23 protein-coding genes and 1 riboswitch are annotated in these 22133 nt (G+C 67.6%); of the genes, 8 read left to right on the forward strand and 15 right to left on the reverse strand.

Features of this window, described 5'->3' with window-relative positions:
- Positions 1-16: 16 nt before the first annotated feature.
- Positions 17-2935, reverse strand: coding sequence for an aminomethyl-transferring glycine dehydrogenase (gene gcvP, locus AC3DE2_RS16040; protein ID WP_488427015.1), 2919 nt, complete (start codon positions 2933-2935; stop codon positions 17-19).
- A gap of 52 nt (positions 2936-2987) precedes the next feature.
- Positions 2988-3100, reverse strand: a riboswitch (glycine riboswitch).
- Between the two features lie 165 nt (positions 3101-3265).
- Between gcvP and AC3DE2_RS16045 the strand changes: the two genes are divergently transcribed.
- From AC3DE2_RS16045 to AC3DE2_RS16055, 3 genes are read left to right on the forward strand one after another with little or no spacing between them, the layout of a single operon-like run.
- Positions 3266-3724 (forward strand): VOC family protein, encoded by a 459-nt coding sequence (locus AC3DE2_RS16045; RefSeq protein ID WP_488427016.1) that lies wholly within the window; start codon positions 3266-3268, stop codon positions 3722-3724.
- Entirely contained in the window at positions 3721-4977 is a 1257-nt protein-coding gene (locus tag AC3DE2_RS16050; protein ID WP_488427017.1) for a multidrug effflux MFS transporter, read from the forward strand. The genes AC3DE2_RS16045 and AC3DE2_RS16050 overlap by 4 nt, the downstream gene beginning before the upstream one ends.
- A gap of 21 nt (positions 4978-4998) precedes the next feature.
- Positions 4999-5427: a hypothetical protein gene (locus AC3DE2_RS16055; protein ID WP_488427018.1), complete on the forward strand. Its 429-nt coding sequence runs from the start codon at positions 4999-5001 to the stop codon at positions 5425-5427.
- Positions 5428-5479: 52 nt separating this feature from the next.
- Here AC3DE2_RS16055 and AC3DE2_RS16060 read toward each other — a convergent pair whose 3' ends face one another.
- From AC3DE2_RS16060 to AC3DE2_RS16100, 9 genes are all read right to left on the reverse strand, one after another.
- Complete coding sequence (locus AC3DE2_RS16060) at positions 5480-6019, reverse strand: metal-dependent hydrolase (RefSeq protein WP_488427019.1); 540 nt, start codon at positions 6017-6019, stop codon at positions 5480-5482.
- A gap of 280 nt (positions 6020-6299) precedes the next feature.
- Complete coding sequence (locus tag AC3DE2_RS16065) at positions 6300-8318, reverse strand: M2 family metallopeptidase (RefSeq protein WP_488427020.1); 2019 nt, start codon at positions 8316-8318, stop codon at positions 6300-6302.
- A gap of 43 nt (positions 8319-8361) precedes the next feature.
- Positions 8362-9051 (reverse strand): YrbL family protein, encoded by a 690-nt coding sequence (locus tag AC3DE2_RS16070; RefSeq protein ID WP_488427021.1) that lies wholly within the window; start codon positions 9049-9051, stop codon positions 8362-8364.
- A gap of 1 nt (position 9052) precedes the next feature.
- Positions 9053-9565 (reverse strand): hypothetical protein, encoded by a 513-nt coding sequence (locus AC3DE2_RS16075; protein ID WP_295382188.1) that lies wholly within the window; start codon positions 9563-9565, stop codon positions 9053-9055.
- Positions 9562-10344 (reverse strand): tetratricopeptide repeat protein, encoded by a 783-nt coding sequence (locus AC3DE2_RS16080; protein ID WP_488427022.1) that lies wholly within the window; start codon positions 10342-10344, stop codon positions 9562-9564. The genes AC3DE2_RS16075 and AC3DE2_RS16080 overlap by 4 nt, the downstream gene beginning before the upstream one ends.
- A gap of 81 nt (positions 10345-10425) precedes the next feature.
- Positions 10426-10680, reverse strand: coding sequence for a cell division topological specificity factor MinE (gene minE, locus AC3DE2_RS16085; RefSeq protein WP_141456118.1), 255 nt, complete (start codon positions 10678-10680; stop codon positions 10426-10428).
- A 3-nt stretch (positions 10681-10683) separates the two neighbouring features.
- Complete coding sequence (gene minD, locus AC3DE2_RS16090) at positions 10684-11493, reverse strand: septum site-determining protein MinD (protein WP_295379824.1); 810 nt, start codon at positions 11491-11493, stop codon at positions 10684-10686.
- Positions 11494-11535: 42 nt separating this feature from the next.
- Positions 11536-12318, reverse strand: coding sequence for a septum site-determining protein MinC (gene minC, locus AC3DE2_RS16095; protein WP_488427023.1), 783 nt, complete (start codon positions 12316-12318; stop codon positions 11536-11538).
- On the reverse strand, positions 12315-12911 hold the full coding sequence (locus AC3DE2_RS16100) for a GNAT family N-acetyltransferase (RefSeq protein WP_295379826.1): 597 nt from the start codon (positions 12909-12911) through the stop codon (positions 12315-12317). Before AC3DE2_RS16100 ends, minC begins: the two co-directional genes overlap by 4 nt.
- Before the next feature lie 207 nt (positions 12912-13118).
- Between AC3DE2_RS16100 and AC3DE2_RS16105 the strand changes: the two genes are divergently transcribed.
- The 5 genes from AC3DE2_RS16105 to AC3DE2_RS16125 all read left to right on the forward strand — a co-directional run bounded on the left by AC3DE2_RS16105 (position 13119) and on the right by AC3DE2_RS16125 (position 17627).
- Positions 13119-14360, forward strand: a complete 1242-nt coding sequence (locus tag AC3DE2_RS16105; protein ID WP_488427024.1) for a sensor histidine kinase — start codon at positions 13119-13121, stop codon at positions 14358-14360.
- On the forward strand, positions 14357-14998 hold the full coding sequence (locus AC3DE2_RS16110; protein WP_454570346.1) for a response regulator: 642 nt from the start codon (positions 14357-14359) through the stop codon (positions 14996-14998). Before AC3DE2_RS16105 ends, AC3DE2_RS16110 begins: the two co-directional genes overlap by 4 nt.
- Positions 14999-15255: 257 nt before the next feature.
- Positions 15256-16434, forward strand: a complete 1179-nt coding sequence (locus tag AC3DE2_RS16115) for a polyketide cyclase (protein ID WP_488427025.1) — start codon at positions 15256-15258, stop codon at positions 16432-16434.
- A 145-nt stretch (positions 16435-16579) separates the two neighbouring features.
- Positions 16580-16948: a DUF423 domain-containing protein gene (locus AC3DE2_RS16120; RefSeq protein ID WP_295379514.1), complete on the forward strand. Its 369-nt coding sequence runs from the start codon at positions 16580-16582 to the stop codon at positions 16946-16948.
- Between the two features lie 4 nt (positions 16949-16952).
- On the forward strand, positions 16953-17627 hold the full coding sequence (locus AC3DE2_RS16125; RefSeq protein WP_295379511.1) for a DNA-3-methyladenine glycosylase family protein: 675 nt from the start codon (positions 16953-16955) through the stop codon (positions 17625-17627).
- A 151-nt stretch (positions 17628-17778) separates the two neighbouring features.
- Here the strand turns inward: AC3DE2_RS16125 and AC3DE2_RS16130 are convergent, their stop codons facing one another.
- The 5 genes from AC3DE2_RS16130 to AC3DE2_RS16150 form a co-directional block, all read right to left on the reverse strand.
- Entirely contained in the window at positions 17779-18330 is a 552-nt protein-coding gene (locus tag AC3DE2_RS16130) for a cytochrome b (protein ID WP_295379509.1), read from the reverse strand.
- Positions 18331-18485: 155 nt separating this feature from the next.
- Positions 18486-19202: a DUF4328 domain-containing protein gene (locus AC3DE2_RS16135; RefSeq protein ID WP_488427026.1), complete on the reverse strand. Its 717-nt coding sequence runs from the start codon at positions 19200-19202 to the stop codon at positions 18486-18488.
- 133 nt (positions 19203-19335) lie between these two features.
- Entirely contained in the window at positions 19336-20763 is a 1428-nt protein-coding gene (locus AC3DE2_RS16140; protein WP_488427027.1) for an FAD-binding oxidoreductase, read from the reverse strand.
- Positions 20753-21583 (reverse strand): M15 family metallopeptidase, encoded by an 831-nt coding sequence (locus AC3DE2_RS16145; RefSeq protein ID WP_488427028.1) that lies wholly within the window; start codon positions 21581-21583, stop codon positions 20753-20755. Before AC3DE2_RS16145 ends, AC3DE2_RS16140 begins: the two co-directional genes overlap by 11 nt.
- A 10-nt stretch (positions 21584-21593) precedes the next feature.
- Complete coding sequence (locus AC3DE2_RS16150; RefSeq protein ID WP_488427029.1) at positions 21594-22133, reverse strand: PH domain-containing protein; 540 nt, start codon at positions 22131-22133, stop codon at positions 21594-21596.

The raw sequence follows: 22133 nt of genomic DNA on the forward strand, positions 1-22133 counted from the left end.
CAAACTGCAATCAAATTCACATCACGTTCGGCTCGCTGAAGGCTTCCGGTTCGCCGGCGAAGGCTTCCACCGGGATGCAGCTGCAGAACACGTTCTTGTCGCCATGCACGTTGTCCACGCGCGCCACCGGCGGCCAGTACTTCTGCAGCTTGAGGCTGGGCAGCGGGAAGGCGGCCAGCTCGCGCGGGTAGGCGTGGGTCCATTCGCTGGCGCTGACCTGGGTGGCGGTGTGCGGGGCGTGCTTGAGCGGGTTGTCCTCGCGATCCAGGCGGCCGTCCTCGACCGCGCGGATTTCGTCGCGGATCTGGATCATCGCGTCGATGAAGCGATCCAGTTCGTGCTGCGATTCGCTCTCGGTCGGTTCGACCATCAGCGTGCCGGCCACCGGGAAGCTCAGGGTGGGGGCGTGGAAGCCGAAGTCGATCAGGCGCTTGGCCACGTCCTCGGCGCTGATGCCGGTGGCGTCCTTGAGCGGACGCAGATCCAGGATGCACTCATGCGCGACCAGGCCGTTGCGGCCGGTGTACAGAGTCTCGTAGTGCGGGGCCAGGCGCTTGGCGATGTAGTTGGCGTTGAGCAGCGCCACCTGGGTGGCCTTGCGCAGGCCGGCCGCGCCCATCAGGGTGATGTACATCCAGCTGATCGGCAGGATGCTGGCGCTGCCGAAGCTGGCCGCCGACACCATGCCCACGTCGCCTTCGCCGCCCAGCGTGCGCGGCAGGAACGGTGCCAAGTGCGACTTGACCGCGCACGGGCCCACGCCCGGGCCGCCGCCGCCGTGCGGAATGCAGAAGGTCTTGTGCAGGTTGAGGTGGGAAACGTCCGAACCCCACTTGCCCGGCTTGGCCACGCCGACCAGCGCGTTCATGTTGGCGCCGTCGGTGTACACCTGGCCGCCATGCTGGTGGATGATGTTGCAGATCTCCACCACGTCCTCTTCGAACACGCCGTGGGTGGAGGGGTAGGTCATCATGATCGCGGCCAGGCGATCGCTGTACTTCTCGGCGGCGCGGCGGATGTCCTCGACATCGACGTTGCCGTTGCTGTCGCACTTGGTGACCACCACCTGCATGCCGCACATCTGCGCGCTGGCCGGGTTTGTGCCGTGCGCGGATTCGGGAATCAGGCAGATGTCGCGCTTGGCCTCGCCGCGCGAGCGGTGGTAGGCGCGGATGGCCAGCAGGCCGGCGTACTCGCCCTGCGCGCCGGAGTTGGGCTGCAGGCTGACCGAGTCGTAGCCGGTGCATTCGACCAGCATGGCTTCCAGGCCGTCGATCAGTTCCTTGTAGCCCTGCGCCTGGTCGGCGGGCGCCAGCGGATGCAGGTTGCCGAACTCCGGCCAGGTCACCGGGATCATCTCGGCGGTGGCGTTGAGCTTCATGGTGCAGCTGCCCAGCGGGATCATGGTGCGATCCATCGCCAGATCCTTGTCAGCGAGCGCGCGCATGTAGCGCAGCAGCTCGTGCTCGCTGTGGTGGGTGTTGAACACCGGGTGGGTCAGGAACGCGCTGGTGCGGCGCAGGGCTTCCGGAATCAGCGACGGCGCGGTGGCGTCCAGCGCGTCGATGGTCGGCAGGGAGGCGCCGGGATTGGCGAACACGCTCCACAGCGCTTCCACGTCGGCGCGGGTGGTGGTTTCGTCCAGCGAGATGCACAGCGAGCCGTTGCCGCGCACGCGCAGGTTGATGCGGGCCAGTTTGGCGCGGGCCAGGATCGCCTGGGCGGCGTCGCCGGCGTCGATGCACAGGGTGTCGAACGCACTGGCATGCACGGACGCATGGCCGAGCGAGCGCAGGCCTTCGGCGAGGATGGCGGTCAGGCGGGCCACCCGGCTGGCGATGCGGGTCAGGCCTTCCGGACCGTGGTAGACCGCGTACATCGAGGCCATCACCGCCAGCAGCACCTGCGCGGTGCAGATGTTGGAGGTGGCCTTCTCGCGGCGGATGTGCTGCTCGCGGGTCTGCAGGGTCAGGCGGTAGGCGGGATTGCCGTCGGCGTCCACCGACACGCCGATCAGGCGGCCAGGCATGGAGCGCTTGTAGGCGTCGCGGCAGGCCATGAAGGCCGCGTGCGGGCCGCCGAAGCCGAACGGCACGCCGAAGCGCTGGGTGTTGCCGACCACGATGTCGGCGCCCATTTCGCCCGGGGTCTTGAGCAGGGTCAGCGCCAGCAGATCGGTGGCCATGACGAACAGCGCCTGGTGGCCATGGATGATCTCCGCGTCGCGGCCCCATTCCTCCAGCCAGCCGCTGGAGGCAGGGTACTGCACCAGCACGCCGAAGTAGTCGCCGGCGGCCAGCTTTTCATGGAACGCGTCGGTCGACCGCACGATCTCGACGGTCAGGCCGAGCGGTTCGGCGCGGGTCTGCAGCACTTCGATCGTCTGCGGATGGGTATCGCCGGCGACCAGGAACACGTTGGATTTGGACTTGGCCGAGCGCTTGGCCAGGGTCATCGCCTCGGCGGCGGCGGTGGCTTCGTCCAGCAGCGAGGCGCTGGCGATTTCCATGCCGGTCAGGTCGGTGATCATGGTCTGGAAGTTGATCAGCGCTTCCATGCGGCCCTGCGAGATTTCCGCCTGGTACGGGGTGTAGGCGGTGTACCAGGCCGGGTTCTCCAGGATGTTGCGCAGGATCACCTTGGGGGTGTGGGTGCCGTAGTAGCCCTGGCCGATGAAGCTCCTGAACACCTGGTTCTTGTCGGCGACGGCGCGGATCTTGGCCAGCGCTTCCTCTTCGGTCATCGCGGCGGGCAGGGCCAGCGGCGCGGCGGACTTGATGTTGGCCGGGACGATGGCGTCGGTCATCGCCTCCAGCGAGTCGTGGCCGACCACGCGCAGCATGTGCGCGATTTCGGCATCGTTGGGACCGATGTGGCGGGCGATGAAAGCGTCGTGGTGCTCGAGATCGCGAAGCGAGGACGGAGTCTGGGACATGGGCAGGGGCATCCGGAAAAGGCATGAAGCCGGGCGTGCGAAGTGCGCACGTGGGTGCCCCTCTGTCCTTTTGCCTGAGAGTTTGGAAGCGCCGCGGACGAGGTCGCGGGGTGCTTCGTGCCCCTTCGGCGCCGGCGCGTGGCCGATCTCTCCAGAGTGTTTGCAGCGGCGGTGGTATCGGGCCTGAGCGATTACGGGCGTTTGCGCCTTCGGCAGCGGGTTTCCCCGCTTCTCCCACCTGGTCTTGCGGCGCGGATTATAGCCTGCGGCCGCCCGCACCGTCCCGGTTGGCCTTACCATGTCCGGCTCCCCGCGCCGGCATCCCTGTTCATGAATGCGCCCCCCTTCCGACTGCTGCGCCTGGACCACGTGGTCCTGCGTGTCCGCGACCTGGCGGCCATGCGCGCCTTCTATTGCGGGGTGCTGGGCTGCGCCGTGGAGCGGGACCGGCCGGAGCTGGGCCTGCTGCAACTGCGGGCCGGGGAGTCGCTGATCGACCTGGTCCCGGTGGACGGCAAGCTGGGCCGGCTGGGCGGGGCCGCGCCGGGCGCCGGCGGCCGCAATGTCGATCATCTGTGCCTGCGGGTGGAACCCTTCGATCGCGAGGCGCTGGCGGCCTACCTGCAGGCGGCCGGGGCGAACCTGGGCGAGTTCGGCGAGCGCTATGGTGCCGACGGCATGGGGCCGTCCCAGTACCTGGAGGATCCGGAAGGCAACACGGTCGAGCTGAAGGGGCCGCCGACCTCGCCACCGGTGGATCCGTCCGCCGCCGCCGGGAGCGCGCCATGACCGGCGTCCGCAAGCTGCCGTCCAACCGCCGCCTGGCCCTGTTGCTGGGCGGGCTGGCGATGTTCGGCCCGTTCTCCATCGACACCATCTTCCCCGCGTTCAATGCGATGGGTTCGCAGCTGGGCGTGGACAAGCTGGCGATGCAGCAGGTGATCAGCGTGTACCTGCTGACCTATGCGCTGATGAGCCTGGTGCATGGTCCGCTGTCGGACGCGTTCGGCCGGCGCAAGGTGATCCTGGGCGGCCTGTTCGTGTTCCTGCTGGCCTCGATCGGCTGCGCGCTGTCGCAGGACATGGCCACGCTGCTGCTGTTCCGCGCGTTGCAGGGATTCTCCGCCGGCGTGGGCTTCATCGTCGGCCGCGCGGTGATCCGCGACGTGCTGCACGGCGACGACGCGCAGCGGCTGATGAGCCAGGTGTCGATGATTTTCGGCATCGCCCCGGCGATCGCGCCGATCATCGGCGGCTGGATCCTGGGCTGGAGCGCGTGGCCGGTGATCTTCTGGTTCCTGGCCGGCTTCTCGCTGCTGTTGCTGCTGACGGTGGGCGTGTGGTTGCCGGAGACGCATCCGCCGGAAGTGCGGGTGAAGGTCTCGCCGAAGCACCTGCTGCGCGATTACTTCGCCATCGCCCTGAATCCGCGCTTCCAGCGGCTGGCGCTGGCCGGCTCGCTGAGTTTCGGCGGCATCTTCCTGTACATCGCCTCGGCGCCCATTTTCGTGATGGATCGGCTGGGCCTGAACGAGCAGCAGTTCGCCTGGCTGTTCCTGCCCACCATCGGCGGCATGACCCTGGGCGCGTTCGTGTCCGGGCGCGCGGCCGGACGCATCAGCGGCACCCGGTTGACCCGCATCGGCTTCGCCTGCATGGGCGTGTCGACGATCGCCAACATCGCCTACAACGCGTGGGCCGGCGACGCCATCGGCATTCCGTGGGCGGTGTTGCCGATGTGCCTGTCCGCGTTCGGCGTGGCGCTGATCTTCCCGATCCTCACCCTGGCCATCCTCGACATGTATCCGCGCCAGCGTGGCGCGGCCTCGTCGCTGCAGGCCTTCAGCAACCTGCTGATCAACACCATCATCGCCGGCGTGATCTCGGCGCTGCTGAGCCGTCATGGCCTGTGGCTGGCGCTGGGCGCGGGCGTGCTCACGCTGGGCGGTTGGGTGATGTGGCGTTGGGAAGCCCATGTGAGCAAGCGCGCCGAGGCCTGCCCGAAGGAACCCGCGGCGCTGGAACCCACCGATCAAATCTGAGCTTCAATCAAGGAATCCCCGATGTCCACGAATTCAAAGGCCCGCCGCGACGCCAAGAAGCGCAAGGTGATCAAGGCGCGCAACCTGGCCCGCGCGAACGCGCCGGCGATCGAGCCGCATGCCGAACTGCGCAATCCGCAGGGTGATCTGCTGGCCGGTATCGTGCGCCAGGCCGGCGTGTGGGTGCTGGGCATGGACGGCCGCATCGCCGGCAGTTCCGACAGCGCCGCCGAAGTGCTGGCGATGATCAAGCGCGCCGCCGCGTTGCACGAGGCCAACGGCCAGCCGGTGCGCCTGGTCTATTCGGACGAACTGCGCGACACCGCGGTCATCGAAGCCGCGGCGCAGGGCATGAGCCTGGAAGATTTCGAGAAGAAGCTGGAAGCGGACATGCGCGCCGGCGGCGAAGAGGCCGATGCCGAAGCGGACGCGGCGCCCACCCAGCATTGAAGGATGTCCCCGCAGGAGCGACGTCAGTCGCGACCGGGACGCTCGGGATGCTTCATCGCGACTGACGTCGCTCCCACAGGCGGCGGGGCGCGGCGAGCGTTGCCGTCAGCAGCAGCGCCGGCAGGCCGATCCAGCGGGCCTCGGACAGCAGTACCTCCACGCCGCGCGCGCTGAAGAAGCGGTGTGCGAACGGCGATACTTCGATGACCTGCCACGGTGCGAAGAAACGCTGCTCCGACCACGGCCACAGCAGGGCTACGCCCAGGCCACCGTTGGTCAGCATGTCCAGCAGGGGATGGGACAGGGCGGACAGGCCGACGAAGAGGAAGGCGCCCATCGCCGTCGTGCGCAGCGACCGCCGGAACAGCGCGGCCAATGCGCCCATGACCAGCGCGAACACGATGGAATGGCTGGCGCCGCGATGGCCCAGCGCATCGGCATAGGCGATGCCGAACTTGAACGCGACCACATCCGCATCCGGCAGCATCGCCGCCATCGCGCCGGCCAGCAGCAAGCGCGGTGGAATGCGCCGGCGACCGAGGCCAAGACCGATCGCGGCGGGCACCAGGGCATGGGCGAAGACGGTGGGCATGCGTGATTCCATCAAGGCGGGGCGCCAGCATCGCCGCCGTCCTTGAAGTGACGGTGAAGCAGGGCGGTGGAGGTCGAAATCCTGTCGCGTGATCCGGACATCGCGAACAGGCCATGGGGAGCGCGCGCCGAATCGGCATCCGTCCGGCCGCGCCAGCCGAGTCTGGAATGCCTGGGGCCTGCCCGCAGGCGACGCACTTTCGCCACAACACGGCGTTATCCGACCGCGCAACGAACAAGGCCGGCTTGCGCCGGCCCTGTCCAGTTCCCGCAAGGGGAGGTCAGCCCTTCTTTTTAGCCGGTTCCGCCGGCGCCACGGGTGCGGCCGCGGTGGTCGCGGCCGGCGGTGCCTGCCAACCGCAGGTCTGGCCTTCGTTCTGCTGCTTCAGCCATTCCTGCAGCGGCGCGAAGTATTCCAGCACCGCGCTGGCGTCCATCTTCTCGGTGCCGGTGAGTTCCTTCAGCGTGGCCTGCCACGGCTGGCTGGCGCCCTTTTCCAGCATTGCCCAGAAGCGCTGGCCGGCGACCTTGTTGCCATAGAAGCTGCAGTTGTACAGCGGGCCCTTGTAGCCGGCGGCGTCGCACAGGCCCTTGTAGAACTGGAACTGCAGGATGTGCGAGAGGAAGTAGCGCGTGTACGGCGTGTTGCCCGGCACGTGGTACTTGGCGCCCGGATCGAAGAAGTCCTCGCCGCGCGCGCTCACCGGCGCCACGCCCTGGTAACGCGCCTTCAGATCCCACCAGGCCCGGTTGTAGTCGGCCGGCTTGATCGAACCGTCGAACACGCCCCAGCGCCAGCGATCGATCATCAGGCCGAACGGCATGAAGGAGACCTTGGCGAGGGCCATGCGCATCTGCGCGTTGATCAGCGCGTCGTGGCTCTGCTGCTGATCGCCGACCAGGCCGATGGACTTGAGGTAATCCGGCGTCATCGCCAGCACGATGGTGTCGCCGATGGCCTCGTGGAAGCCGTCATGCGCGCCGTTCTGGAACAGCGGCGGCAGCTTGTTGTAGGCCAGGTAGTAATAGACGTGGCCCAGCTCGTGGTAGATGGTGGTGAAATCTTCCTCGTTGGGCTTGATGCACATCTTGGTGCGCACGTCCGGACCGCCGCCGGGTTCGCCGCCCATGTTCATGTCCCAGGCGCTGGCGTGGCAGACCACGTCGCGGTCCAGCGGTTTGATGAACTGGGTCTTGGACCAGTAGCTCTCAGGCAGCTTGGGCATGCCCAGCGACACGTAGAAATCCTGCGCGCGTTCGGTCATCTGCCTGGCCACCGCCAGCTGCGCGGCGCGTTCGGCCTGGAACTGCTGTTCGGTCGTCGGCGCCGGGCCGGCCTTGCCCAGTTCCTTGACGAAGTCGGCCTGGTACTGCGCCTTCAGCGCCTCGCTGATGTCCAGGCTGCCGGCGTTCTTGTACGGCTGCAGCATGTCCCACAGGTTGCCCCAGTCCTGCTGCCACATGTTGCCGGTCAGGTGCGCCGGCAGCATGCCGTTGACCTGGCCCTTCTCCACGCCATAGGTGGCCTGCAGCTTGGTGCGGGTGTAGCAGTGCAGCTGTTCGTACAGCGGCTTGACCTGGCCCCACAGGCGATCGGTCTCGGCGGCGATTTCCGCCGGGGTCATGTCGTAGCCGCTGCGCCACATTTCGCCGGCGTCGGCGTAACCCAGTTCCTTGGCGCCTTCATTGACCAGTTCGGCGAAGCGGGTGTAGTCCTTGCGCATCGGCTGGGCGATGGTGTGCCAGCCCTGCCAGGCATCCAGTTGCGCGTCGTAGTCGCGGCTGCTGCGCAGCACGTCTTCCAGTTGGCCCAGATCGCGGCACTTTTTGGCGTCGCCTTCGCCCGTGCAGTACTTGCCCGCGCCGTACATGCCACCCATCTTGGACGCCAGCTTGGTGAGTTCCTCCAGCTTGGCCGGATCCTTCGGCGCGGGCATGGCGGTGGACAGCTTGAGCAACTGGATGGCGCGCGCGGTTTCCGGCGACATCTGCTGGCCCTCGAACTTCCTGGCCTGCTCGATCCACACGTTCAGCTGCGCCAGGTAGCGCTCGTTGTATTTGGCTTCCAGCAACTGGCTGTCGTCGTTGATGTAGGTGTTGGACAACCACTGCGAGGCGGTGATTTCCGGATACATCTTGCGCAGTTCCTGGTTCACCCGGGCGATGAACTGATCCGCGGTCTCGCCCTTGGGGGCGGCGGCCGGCGCGGCGGCGTCCTGGGCGTCGTCCTTGTTGCAGGCGGACAGGGCCAGCACGCTGGCGCCGATGGCGAGTGCGAGCAGGAGATGGCGTTGCTTCACGGGATGTCCTTCAGGGGTGCGGCGGGCGCAGGAACCCGGAAGGCTAGTGCGGCGGCGGTGCGTCCGCAAGGGCGGCGCGGATGCGCTGGCGCAGCCGTTCGGCCCGGCGCCGGATCTTGCGGTGCATCAAGCGTCGCGACCAGCGCGAGAACGGCAGGATTTCCTTGCTGCTCAGGGTGGACTTGGCATCCACGCAGACCAGCCGGGGTTCCGCGCCGGCGCCGGTGACGACGAAGTTGCCGGCATTCAGATCGAACAGAGGCACGTCGTGGGCCAGCAGTTCCCGTTCGATCGCATCGACCGCGGTGCATAGCGAGGCCGGGGTATGCGGGCTGCCGTCGAACAGATGTGCGTACAGGCTGCGCGCGGGCCCGCCGTCGGCATCGCGGATCAGCGCGCAGCGCAGCGCCGGTCCCCAGCGCGTGTCAACGATGCCCCGGCAGGGCGCCAGCCAGGCGTCGAGCCGCTCGCCAATCCGGGCATGCAGGCGTTGCCATGCACGCAGTTCGGTGGCGTTCTCGCCCAGCGCGGGCAGGTGCCGCGCCAGCAGGCGGCGCAGGCGCGCGCGCGTTCCCGCACGGGTGCGTTCAACGGCCGCGAGTTCGAACTTGAGGCAATGCCCGGCGTCGTCCGGGTCCGCCGCGCACAGGCGATTGGCGCCGCGCGCCAGCACCGTCAGGCCGTCCCAATGCGCGCCCAGCGGCGGGTAGGGCGCGTGCGGTGTGGCGGGCATGTCAGGCCGCGTGCCGCTGTCCGAAGCGGGGCACCAGCAGATCCCGCTCGCCCAGCCAACTGCGCGCGTCCTCGGCGTCGCCTTCGAACCAGTCGCGGGTGGTGCCCAGCCGGAACGAATAGCCCCAGGCGTCCATGTCCGCCATCAGGCGCCCGCGTCCGACGCCGGCAATGCCGTCGGCCAGCAGGATCTGCAGGTAGCAGGTGGCGTCTTCCTCGATGTCCGAATCGGTGGCGTCGGTGTGCACCGCCGCGCGTCGCTCCGGGGTCAGCACGATCAGGTGGCAGGCCTCGTGCAGCATCGAATGCAGCGGCGTGTCGCCGCGCACATAGACGTTGTCGGCGATCACGCCGGCTTCCGGTTCGCCCCAGAAGCTGCCGGGAATCTTCTCGCCGTCGGCCACGTGATGCAGGCGCAGCCCGTAGCAGGCCAGCAGTTCCGCCAGATCGGCGAACACGCGATCACGCACGCGCAGGACTTCGGGTTCGGCGGAGGGCGGGGCGGGGGCGTTCATGGTTTTTTCTTGCGCAGCTGCTTGATGTAATCCAGCTCGCCCAAGGCGACCTGGTTCTCGGGTTCGATTTTCAGCGAATCGCGGAAATGACGTTCGGCTTCGTCCAGCCGGTCCAGTTCGATCAGGGCATAGCCGGCACCCCGCAACGCGCGTGCGCGTACGCCCTCGCGCAGTGATTCCGGGGTGAACTGCGCATGCTCCAGTGCCGCCTGGTTGCTGGCCAGCATCTTGTCCCACTCGCGGCTGGCGCGGTACACATAACCGCGTTCGGTCAGGAACTGCGAGTTGGCCGGCGAGAGCTCCAGGGCCCGGTCCAGCGCCGTGGCGGCCTCGTCGAAGCGGTTCAGTTCGATGAGTGCGTAGGCCTTGCCGTAGTAGCCTTGGGCCCAGGTCGGCCCCAGCGCCACGGCATCGCCGCGCCCCTCGCCGCGGTCGTGTTCGGCGGCCACCCCCAACAGGTACATCAGGGTCTCGGCGGAGTCGCGGGAGCTGAAGTAGATCTTGCCGTCGCCCGCGTAGCGCGCTTCGTAGGCCTGGATGACCGGATCGAACGCCTCCCGGATGGCGGCTTCGGGCTGGCCTTTTTTCAGCAGTTCATCGCCCAGACCGATGCGCTTGTCCTGCTCGGCCTGCCAGGGATCGGCCTGGGTGCCGGTGGAGGCTTCCGGCGCCGGGGAATCCGGAGCCGGCGCAGCGGACTGGGCCATCGCGGTCGTGGCCCACAACGCGGTGACCATGATCAAGCCACGCCGGCAACGGCAAAACGATTGGGCATCCACGTCGGAAATCCTGGCGGTGAAGGTTTGCCGACTATGGCATGAGCCGGCCCGGCGCGGGCCGGCTCGGGACGAGGCCCCAGGTCAGCCCTGGCCTTCCGGCAGGGCGACCGAGATGTCGAGCACGTCGTGTTCGCCGTCCTTGATCAGGTCGACCTTGACCGCCTCGGCGTCCACGTTGACGTACTTCTTGATCACCTCCAGCAACTCGCGGCGCAGCAGCGGCAGGTAATCCGGACCGCCGCGCGAGGAACGTTCCTGCGCGATGATGATCTGCAGGCGGTTCTTGGCGGTTTCGGCGGTGTTCTTCTTGGTACGCAGGAAATCGAACAGACCCATGCCTTAACCTCCGAACAGCTTGCTGAAGAAGCCCTTCTTCTCCAGGGTGATGAAACGCAGCGGGCGCTCCTCGCCCAGCAGGCGGGCGACCGTGTCGTCGTAGGCCTGGCCGGCCGGCGATTCCAGATCCAGGATCACCGGCTCGCCCTTGTTGGAGGCGTTGAGCACGTCGCCGGACTCGGGAATCACGCCCAGGGTCTTCAGGCCCAGCACTTCCTCCACGTCCTTGATGCTCAGCATCTCGCCGCCTTCGACGCGCGCGGGGCTGTAGCGGGTCAGCAGCAGGTTGGCCTTCAGCGGCTCGCCGTTCTCGGCGCGGCGGGTCTTGGAATCCAGCAGGCCGAGGATGCGATCGGAGTCGCGCACCGAAGACACTTCCGGATTGACCACCACGATTGCCTGGTCGGCGAAATACATCGCCAGGAACGCGCCCTTCTCGATGCCGGCCGGCGAATCGCAGACCACGTAGTCGAAGCCGTCGTCGCCCAGGTCCTTCAGCACCTTCTCCACGCCTTCCTTGGTCAGCGCGTCCTTGTCGCGCGTCTGCGAGGCGGCCAGGACGTACAGCGTCTCGAAACGCTTGTCCTTGATCAGCGCCTGCTTCAGGGTGGCCTCGCCCTGGGTGACATTGACGAAGTCGTACACCACGCGGCGTTCGCAGCCCATGATCAGGTCGAGGTTGCGCAGGCCGACGTCGAAGTCGATGACCGCGACCTTCTTGCCGCGACGGGCAAGGCCGCAGGCGATGCTGGCGCTGGTGGTGGTCTTGCCGACGCCGCCCTTGCCGGACGTGACTACGATGATTTCAGCCAATGGTGTTCTCCTTGGTCGTTCTTCTAGTGAGGTAGGGCCGCGTCAGTCCTGGGCGGCGATCTTGAGTTGGTCCTGGTCCAGCCAGATCTGCACGGCCTTGCCGCGCAGTTCCTTGGGTACTTCCTCCATCACCTTGTAGTGGCCGGCGATGGCGACCAGTTCGGCATGGAATTCGCGGCAGAAAATCCGCGCGTCGGTATTGCCTTGCGCGCCGGCCAGGGCACGGCCGCGCAGGGCGCCATAAATGTGGATGGAACCGTCGGCGATGACTTCGGCGCCGGCGCCGACGGTGTTGAGCACGGTCAGGTCGCGATTCTCCGCGTACAGCTGCTGGCCCGAGCGCACCGGGGTCTTCTGCATCAGGCCCGGCTTGCCTGCGTTGGCCGCCGCCTTGGCCGCGGCGGCGGGCTTGGGCGCGGGCGCCGGTTCCGGGGCGGGCGCCGGGCGCGCGGGGGCGGGCGGGGCCGCGTCCACGCGCTCGTACTGGGCACGGAACTTGGCCAGCAGGGGCAGGCCGAGCTGTTCGGCCAGTTGTTCGATCTCGCGGGTGCCGTAGGCCAGCGCCACCGGGATGACGCCGGCGCCGCGCAGGCCGTCGATGAGCGCACGCGCGCTGTCCACGTCCGGGGTGCGGATCAGGCCGCCGAAATCGACGATGACCGCGGCGCGGCCGAACAGCTTGGGTGCGCGCTCGACCCGCTCGCGCATCTCGCGCACCAGTTGTTCGACATCCAGGGTGCGGACCCGCAGGTTGGCGATGCCGACCTGGCCGATCTTCAGTTCGCCGGCCTGTTCGTAATCAAGGTTCGCTGAGGTCACGCTCATGTCCCGGTCGGCCGTTCGGCGCGCGCCGCGGCGAGCATGCGGGTACGGGCCCAGGGCAGGTCGGGCAGGGCGTCGCCGTAGGTTTCCTGCACCCACGGGTAGCTGCACAGTTCCTTCATCAGCATGCTGGCGCGCACGTCGACGTCGGCCATCAGGTTCTGGCCGACCTCGCGGAAACCGAAGCTGCCATGGAACAGCAGCGCCGGGTCGGCGCCGTGATCCAGGAACACCTCGCAGGCCAGCTGCGGGTAGCGCAGCTCGGCGTAGCTCTGCACGTCCGCGTAGAACGCGCGGCCGACACCGCCGCCACGACGGCGGCTGGCGACCACGATGCGGTCGATGTAGAAGAACTGCGGATAGCGCTCGCGGAACCAGGCGAAGTTGCTGCTGTCATGCTCGGCCGGGGAGCCGAAGCCGACCAGGAAACCGGCCAGGTTGCCGTCGCGTTCGGCGACGCGGAAGTATTCGGCCTGCTCGTAGAAGCGGTGAAGCTTGGCCGAATCCAGCGGCAGAATCGCCAGTCCGGCATTGTTGTTCAGGGCTAGGACGGAATCCAGCTCGTGCTCGCGCACGTCGCGGATGACAATCGACATTACTCAACTCCGGGCGGGAGGTCTTGCAGAAGGCTTTCGTTCGGGGCGGGCCGCGCGGCGCGGCCGACGGCGGATTATCGCATTTGTGGCGGGAGGGTGGCAGCTTCCGGGTAAGCGGTCCGTGAACCGGCCGGGGTGGAGCCGGGGGGCCGGCAGCATGACTTTCGTTGGGCGGCCGAAGTCGATGATTGCCCCTAAACTGCGTCCATGTTGGGACGACTCAGCCATACCCGCCTGCTGCGCGCCACCGGCCTGTACACCTGGGCCCTGGTCGGCATTCCGATCGTCCTGAACGTGTGGTTCCTGCCACCGTCCAGCGGCGCGGACGGCAAGGGCGTGGACATCCCGCTGACCGCGCTGGCCTATTTCACCTTCGGCGCCTGCTACTGGTTCGCCACCCGTTCGCTGGGGGCCCGTGGCGGCCGGGTGTCGCAGGCCTGGAACATCCCGCTGGCGCTGGTGCTGACCCTGGCCGCGGTGGCGGTGGGGGTGTACAGCCGGACCGGCCTGAGCGCGATGCTGATGGTAATCGTGGCCGGGGTGCTGCCCTGGCTGCTGAACCTGCGGGTGGCCATCGCCTGGCTGCTGCTGGGGCATGCGCCGCTGGTGTGGTCGTTCATGGCCCTGGAGGACTTCAACTTCTGGGAGGCCCTGTTCCAGTCGGCCTTCTACGTGGGTTTCGCCGCCTTCGTCCTGATCACCGCCTACGTGGCCCGCCAGCAGGCCGAGGCCCGCGAGGAGCAGCGCCGCCTGAACGCGGAACTGCGCGCCACCCGGGTGCTGCTGGCCGAGAGCGCGCGGGTCAACGAACGCACCCGCATCTCCCGCGAACTGCACGATCTGCTGGGCCATCACCTGACCGCGCTCAGCCTGAACCTGGAAGTGGCCGGGCACATGACCGAGGGCAAGGCCCAGGAACACGTGCGCCAGGCCCATACCCTGGCCCGGTTGCTGCTCACCGACGTGCGCGAGGCGGTCAGCCAGCTCCGCGACAGCGGCGCCATCGACCTGGGCGCGGCGCTGCTGCCGCTGGCCGAAAAGGTGCCGGCGCTGGCCATCCACATGGACATCGAGGAGCCGCTGACCCTGGATGATCCCCAGCGGGCGCACGTATTGCTGCGTTGCACCCAGGAAATCATCACCAATGCGGTCCGCCACGCCGGTGCCCGCAACCTGTGGGTGCATTGCCGCCGCGAGGCCGGCTGCATCCTCATCGACGCCCGCGACGATGGCGGTGGCGCCGACGCGGTGGTCTCCGGCAACGGCCTGCGCGGCATGGCCGAGCGGCTGGCCCAGTACGGGGGCGCATTGAACGTCGAAACCCAGCCCGGCAAGGGCTTCTGCCTGCATATCCGGCTGCCCGCGGCCGAGAGCACCGGGGTACTCCCGCTGCGTGCCGACCCCGAAACCGAACCGCTGTCCGAGACAGCCCCTGGAGGTAACCTGTGATCCGTGTCTGCCTGGTCGATGACCAAACCCTGGTGCGCCAGGGCATCCGCTCGCTGCTGGCGCTCGACGACGGCATCGAGGTCGTCGCCGAAGCGGCCGACGGCAAGCAGGCCGTGGAGATGATTCCCCAGATCAAGCCGGACGTGGTCCTGATGGACATGCGCATGCCGGTGATGTCGGGCCTGGAGGCGCTGCAGGCGCTGGCCCGGTCGGGGCAACTGCCGCCGGCCATCATCCTGACCACCTTCGACGACGATCAACTGGTGCTGGCGGGGTTGAAGGCCGGCGCCAAGGGCTACCTGCTGAAGGACGTGTCGCTGGAACAGCTGGTCGGCGCCATCCGCACGGTGGCCGATGGCGGATCGCTGGTGCAGCCGGCGGTGACCCAGCGCCTGCTGTCCGGACTGGAGCATATGCGCAATGATTTCGTCAGCCTGGATCGCCCGGATCCGCTGACCGATCGCGAGACCGAAATCCTGCGCCTGATGGCCAGTGGTTTCTCCAACAAGGAGATCGCCAATTCGCTGGGCGTGGCCGAGGGGACGATCAAGAACCACGTCTCCAACATCCTCTCCAAGCTCGGCGTGCGCGACCGCACCCGCGCGGTCCTGAAGGCGTTCGAGCTGCAACTGGTCTGAAAACGGGCGACGGCCGGGCGCCGTGCCCGGCCGGGATGCGCCCGCCGATACAGGCATTCGCATGGCGCCGGCCCCGCTGGCCCGCGCCCGGAGGGGGATTTCCGGCGTCGAAGCCCCGTGAAGGGCGCGTGTTTCCGGACCCGTGAAACGAGGGCGCGATCCGGCCCGGAAGAGGCTGCGCGGAACCCGCCAAGCCTGTTAGGATGCGCGGTGCACATTTTCAATGGCCGAGGCACCGGCCCCCGGAGACTCCCTGAATGACCCGTTTGATCGAGTTCCTGATTGCACTGGCGCTGGTTCTGGCGCTGTTTTTGGTAATCGGCCTGGTGCTGCCTTCCAAGCGCCAGCTTGAGGAAAGCGCCGAGACCAACCGCCGCATGACCATCGTGTTCGACACGCTGAACAACGTGCGCCGTCTCAAGGACTGGAGTCCGCTGCTGCCCAAGGCGGCCAATGAACTTTCCTATTCCGGTGGCGATGAAGGCCACGCCGGCGTCGGCGCGCGCGTCGACTTCGATTCCAAGGGCCAGTGGGGCAAGGGCAGCTGGGAAATCACCGCCAGCGAGCGCCCGGCGCCGAACGGCGGCACCGGCAAGATCGTCTACGCGATCACCGACCAGAAGCTGGGTACGGACAAGGTCACCACGTTCGACCTGGAACCGACCGGCAAGAACAACCGCAACGTCAAGATCACCCAGTCCTATGAAGTCACCTATGGCTGGAACCTGATCGGCCGCTACGCCGGCATGTATGTCAGCCGCCACGTCGGCGACGCGGTCAAGGCCGGCCTGTCCAAGCTGACCAACATGCTCGCCACGGTGCCGAACTTCGACTACCGCACCGAAGGCAGCAAGCTGACCGGCCTGAAGCTCGTCGAGCTGCCCGCCGAGGACCTGCTGGTCGTCAACGCCGGCAACATCGATCGCAGCAACGACGCCATCAAGGCCTCGATCAAGGCCAACCAGGAATGGATCAAGCGGGTGATGGACGCCAACGGCCTGGAAGCTGCCGGCCCGGTCCGCATCATCACCACCGATTTCGGCGCCGAGAAGTACGCGTTCGACGTGGCCGTGCCGGTCCGCAAGGCGGGCACCGGTCCGAAGACCCCGGGCGCCGACGCCAAGGACAAGGACGGCAACCCGATTCCGGTCCCGGTCCCGGCCACCTCGACCCCGGTCGCTTCCACGGGTGATCTGAAGGTCACCATCCCGTCCGGCGCGCCGGTCGAGCACGTGGTCACCAAGGCCCACCGTTCCGCGTTCGCCAACTACACCGGCTTCATGGCCGAACTGGATGCCAGCCGCAGCGCCCTGCGCGCCTGGGCTGTCACCAACGGTTACGAAGTGGTCGACCGTCCGTACGAGTCCTGGAAGAGCGGCGTGGACAACTCGTTCACCGAGAACGGCCAGTTCGACATCTACTGGGCCATCAAGTAATCCGCTTCGGGATTCCTGCCTTGTCCGTGCAAGGTCCCATGCGTGAACCCGACAACGCGCCGCCCACAGCGGCGCGTTGTTTTTTTGTGCGACCGTTTTTCCACGACGGACAGGCGCTCGCCGGCACCCGCAGGACGCCACGCTGATGCACTACGACCGACGCCAACGCAAACCCTCCGTCTTCGCCCTCTGCGGCGGCCTGCTGGCCGGCGCCTCGGTGGGCCTGTCCGCCTATGCCGCCCATGCCACCGTCGAAGCGCTGGCGCAGTCGCGACTGGAAACGGCGGCGCTGTTCGCGTTCGGGCACGGCGTCGCGCTGGCCGCGCTGGCGCCGGGGACGACGCGTTGGCTGGGAAAGGCGGGCCTGTTCCTGCTGTTGGCCGGTACCCTGCTGTTCTCCGGCAGCCTGATCGCGGCGGTGTTCGCCGGCCTGTCCACCCAACTGGCGCCGGCCGGCGGCATGGCGCTGATGGCGGGCTGGCTGCTGTGGGCCCTCGACGCCGTGCGCAGGTGAGGCCATGCCCCGTTATTCGCGCGGATTCGATACCGAGGCGGCGTTCGAACACTTGAGCCGGCGCGACCGCAAGCTGGGCACCTGGATGAAGCGGATCGGCTACATCGAACCGCAGCCCAGCTGGCGCAAGCCGTTCGATCCGGTCGATGCGCTCGCCCGCGCGATCCTCTACCAGCAACTCAGCGGCAAGGCGGCGGCGACGATCGTCGGACGGGTGGAAACGGCCATCGGCAGCGCCCGGCTGCATTTCGACACCCTGGGAAAGATTGACGATGCGGCGCTGCGAGCCTGTGGCGTTTCCGGCAACAAGACCCTGGCGCTGCGCGATCTGGCCGCGCGCGAGGCGCGCGGGGAGATTCCCGATCTGCGGCGGATGTCGACGATGAGCGAGGACGCGATCGTCGAGGCGCTGGTGCCGATTCGCGGCATCGGTCGCTGGACCGTGGAGATGATGCTGATGTTCCGGCTCGGCCGCCCCGACGTGCTGCCGGTGGACGATCTTGGCGTGCGCAAGGGCGCGCAGTTCGTCGACCGGCTGGAAACCGCGCCGACGCCGAAGGAACTGGTGGCCCGCGGCGAGCGCTGGGGACCGTACCGGACCTACGCCGCCCAGTACCTGTGGCGCATCGCCGACTTCGGCACCGAGGCCAAGGCGCCGACCAAGCGTTCGCAGGACTAGGGCGGAGCTCGTTCCGCCGATGTTTCCCTCGCTCGAACCACCCGCCGTCGCGGTGGAACGAACGGGCGGCCATGCAGAGCGAAGCCCGCTCCGCTGAACCCCCGGCGCCCAATCCTTGAACGCCGCAGCGGAACGGGCTCCGCGCTACATGTCAGCGCCTGAAACTCATGCGCAGCAACGTGTCGTCGTGACGCACGTAGTGGTGGTACAGCGCGGCCAGCGCATGCAGGCCGATCAGCCAGTAGCCGGCGACGGCGATGCGCTCGTGCCATTCCTTGAGGCTGTCGCCCAGGGTTTCCCGTGCGCCCATCAGGGTCGGCAATGCCCAGCCGCCCAGCGCCGGTGAGGTGCCTTCCGCATTGAGCAGCAGGTAACCCAGCACCGGCGTGACCAGCATCAGGCCATACAGCGCCAGCGCCATCGCGCCGGCGGTCAGCTTCTGCCAGGCCGGCGGCACCGGCGCGATCGGCGGGGCAGGCGACGACACCCGCACCAGCAGGCGCACCAGGGTCAGGCCGAATACGCTGATGCCGAGGAAGAAATGCGCGGTCTTGATCAGCTGGCGCGCATCGCTGCCGCGCGGGAACAGGCCGCGCAGCTCGATGGTGGCATAGACGCCGATCAGCAACAGCAGGGTCAGCCAGTGCAGGGCGACCAGGGACGGACGGTAGCGGGCATGGGTCGAGAACATCGGGGCGGCCATGTCGGGAGTACACGGCGAGTATCGATACCCGGCGCGGGCGGCACATTGATCTCGCTCAAGTCCGCCGCGCTTTCGCCCACGATGAGGGGGCAACGACAATGCAAATCGTTACGCCGAATTGCCTGCCAGCCGGTCTGCCGCGCGTGCCCGCGTCTTCAGGCCACCGCCTGCGCCTGTCGCAGTGACTGCTGGTGCCATTGCATGCGTGACAGTCGGTTCACGATCACCAGGAACACCAGGCACAGCACGATATTCACGGCTTCCACCACGACTGATATCTGGTTCGCCAGCATCCCTTCGGAGATGATCTCAGCCCTGAAAGTGAGTCGGGCGGACACGTTGCTGAGAATGTTGCTCGACAGCCAAAGACACCACCAGAGCGGTAGCCAGAAAGGAATGGGGACGAGCCGCATGCGCGCGGGATCGTCGCTTGCGCGCCAGATTTCCTTCATCGCCTGGTAGGGTTTCCAGAGCGTGGCTATGGGAATGAAATACCAACCCACGGCCCAGCCCGGGGTGTACTCCATGTGCTGTGCGCCCGCGAAATAGCGCGCATTCCAGGCCATTCGATATATCCACATCGCAACGACCACGAAGGCGCCAAATACCGCGACAAACTGGACCGCGCCAAGCAACATGATGGGGATGAGCATCTGATCATAGATGTCGTCCAGGCTGTCCGTGGCCGAATACTCTCCCATCAGCGAAATCTCGTGGAGTGCTAGCGCGCTCGCGCAGAGGGAGGTGAATATGCCGAGTCCCAGGAAAATCCGGGCGGCGAGCGTCAGTAGCGCAGGATTCTTGAAGTAGGAAACGCCGAGCGGTGCCGCCGCCCCGGCGCTGGCCGCCGACGCCTGATACGGATTGTCCATGTCATTCCCCGAACGATGCCGATCACGTTACGCAGGAAGGTCATGAGCGGCAAGAGGGATGCCGCCGGTGACGCATCGGCTGGTCACCCGGTCGGTCTCGTCCAGGCATCGGTGCATCCGATGCGGGATCGACTCAAGCAGGCAGGTATTTGTCCCACAGCCGATTGCGGAAACGACGCTGCGGATCGACCTGGCGCTTGATCGCGGCGAAGGCCGTGGCTTCCGGATAGGCGCGGTGGAACTGTTCGGGCGTGGCGTGCAGGCGGTAGGGCAGGTAGTAGCGTCCACCCAGCGCCAGCGCGGTGTCGATGAGCTGGCGGGTCCAGGGACCGGCTTTCCGGTCGACGCCTGACCAGGCACGCTGCTTGTGGTAAAGCACGAAGGAAAATACTTCCTGCGGCGCCCACTTCAGCAGCGACACCGTGTCGGCGGGCGAGTGCCGGATGGAGACGTTCAGCGCGTTGACCTCGTGCTGTCGCAGGATGGCCGTCATCCTCCGCGCGAAGGTCGCGAACGACTTCACCGGGATGAAGTACTCCTGCAGCAGGTAGGTCGAGAACATCCGCGTGCGCGGCTCCAGCGAGGCCGCATCCAGGCTTGCCTCGCGGTTGCGCATGGCCACCACCGGTTCGGCCAGGATGCGTTCGGTCTGGAACTTCTCGCGCAGCGAGCCGCCGCCGGGAAGTTCGGAGGCCGACCAGATCAGGTTCTGCTCGCGCCCGTAGTCGAGGTCGCGCGGCACCAGCCGTTCGGTGAGGGTGAGCGGTTGTTCGGTGCGGGTCCAGCTGATGGCCAGTGGCCGGTCAAGATCCGGCGGCATCAGATCGGCGTTGTGCAGCAGGATGCCCGGTCGCGCGTGCACGGCGTCGCGGAAGAAGTCCGGATATTCGTCCAGTGCCACCCGCTGCGCGTCGCGGCGGATCGGGAAGTTCGCGTCCAGATCCAGTTCCACCTCGGTGACCACGCCCAGCCCGCCGTAACCGCCCAGCACCGCCGCGAACAGTTCGGGCGAGTGCTGGTGATCCAGCTCATGCACGCCGCCGTCGGCGGTCACCAGTTGCAGGGCGCGGACCGAATGCGCCACGGGCCCGGCGCCGACATAGCGGCCGTGGCAGTTCACCGACAGCGAACCGCCGATCGAGAAGTTGCTGTAGCTTTGCATCACCCGTACCGCGAGATCGTGCGGATCCAGATGGTCCTGCAGATCCCGCCAGCACATCCCGGCCTGCACGCGCGCGGTGCGGGCTTCGGTATCCAGGCGAAGCAGCCGTTTCATGCCGCGCATGTCGATGTGGGTGGAGCCATCGGCGGCGATCTGCCCACCCATGCTGTAGCGCGCGCCCCCGATTGAAAGCGGGCCACGGGTCTGGCGCAGGGCCTGCTGGAGGGCGGCGGTGGAACCGGGGTGGATCTGCCCGGCGACCGGGACATGATCGATGTCGCTGACATCGCCGACGGATTCGGTGTCCTTGCCAGGGCGACAGCCGACTGCGGCGGCGGCGCTGCCCAGCGCCATCGCCCGCAACAGCCGCCGGCGCTGGCGCTCCGTCTCAGTCGGCATCGACCGCGACATCAGCGGCGAAGCACCAATGCCACGGCTCGTACACGATGCCGTGCGGGTTGTCGCGCGGATAACTGAGGGTGAAGCCGAACGCGCCCGCGTTCGCCATCAGCCAGGCGAACGCGGTGGTGTTTTCGAAACTCTCCTCGGCCGGCGGTTCATCGGGCGCGCCGATGTCCAGCGCCCGTCCGCTGTGATGCTCGCTGTAACCCGGCGCGGCATTGACTGAAAGAATCTGCGCCACGGTCTGCCCGCGCGCCAGCTTGCGCTCGAAAATCCCGAGTTGGTAGTCGTGGCTGCGGTAGCCGGAGATCGCCTCCAGCACCACGCCGTCGCGCGCGGCGGCATCGCGCAGGGCCAGCCAGCCGCGCGCGGCGGCCAGGGTCAGCCACAGGGCGCGCCGATAGCGGTCGAAGCCCGCGAACGCCAGGGTGTCGGGCTCGGCCACCAGCGGCAGGCCGGTGCGCTCGCCGTAGCTTTCGTCCAGGCCCAGCGCGTGCAGGTGATCGCGCAGGGCATCCAGCGGCAGTTCGCCGGCGTCACCCAGCCAGGGGCCGCGTCCGTCGCGCTCGTGATCCAGCCGATCCAGCGCGGCCTCGACGCCGGCCTCGCGCGGCAGCCCGGCCAGCAGCGGCATCAGTCCTTCGGGCAGTTCCGCGGCCAGGTAGCGGCCGTCGCGCTTGCGCCGCAGTACCCGCCGCGCGCGGGCGAGGATGCGCGCATCGGCGTTGCTGCGCGCGCGCAGCAGGCCGCCGGGCCACAGTTCCACGTCGGGCGTATTGAGCAGGCGGGTCTTGAGCGGAACCGGGGGCGTGTGCATGCCCCGCAGCTTAGCGTCGCGGCGTGGAGGCCGCCACTTCGCGCAGGCCGTCCAGCAGTTCGCGGGGTTTTTCGGGACTGAGCAGCACCAGCGGGCCCTCGCGCAGGGGCAGCACCAGCACCCGCGCGCGATCGCTGATCAGGCAGAACGCCCTGGCCTTGTTGCGCAGTCGATAGTGGCCGGCGGTGAACGCGGGCAGGCTGAAGCCATTGGTCTTCACCCGCGGCTTGAATTCGGTGTGCTCGTCCAGATCGACGATCCGCGCCTTGTCCAGATCGATGGCGCTGATCGGAACCTGCTTGCGAAACATGGTCGCGGTGATTTTCAGTTCGCCCTGTTCCAACTGGATGCGGCGTCGGCGCAGCAGCAGATGCAGGACCACGCCCACCAGCAGCACGAACGGCAGGGTGAACAGCAGGCCGCGCGGCACCTGCTCGCTGGAACTCCACAGCACGGAACCGGCCGCGATGGCCATCGCGCTGGTCATCGGCAGCCACAGGCCGAGCAGGGTCCAGCGGTCGAGCGGGGCAACGGGAAAATCGCGGGTCAT

The sequence above is a fragment of the Pseudoxanthomonas sp. 68-E7 genome, from assembly GCF_057773145.1.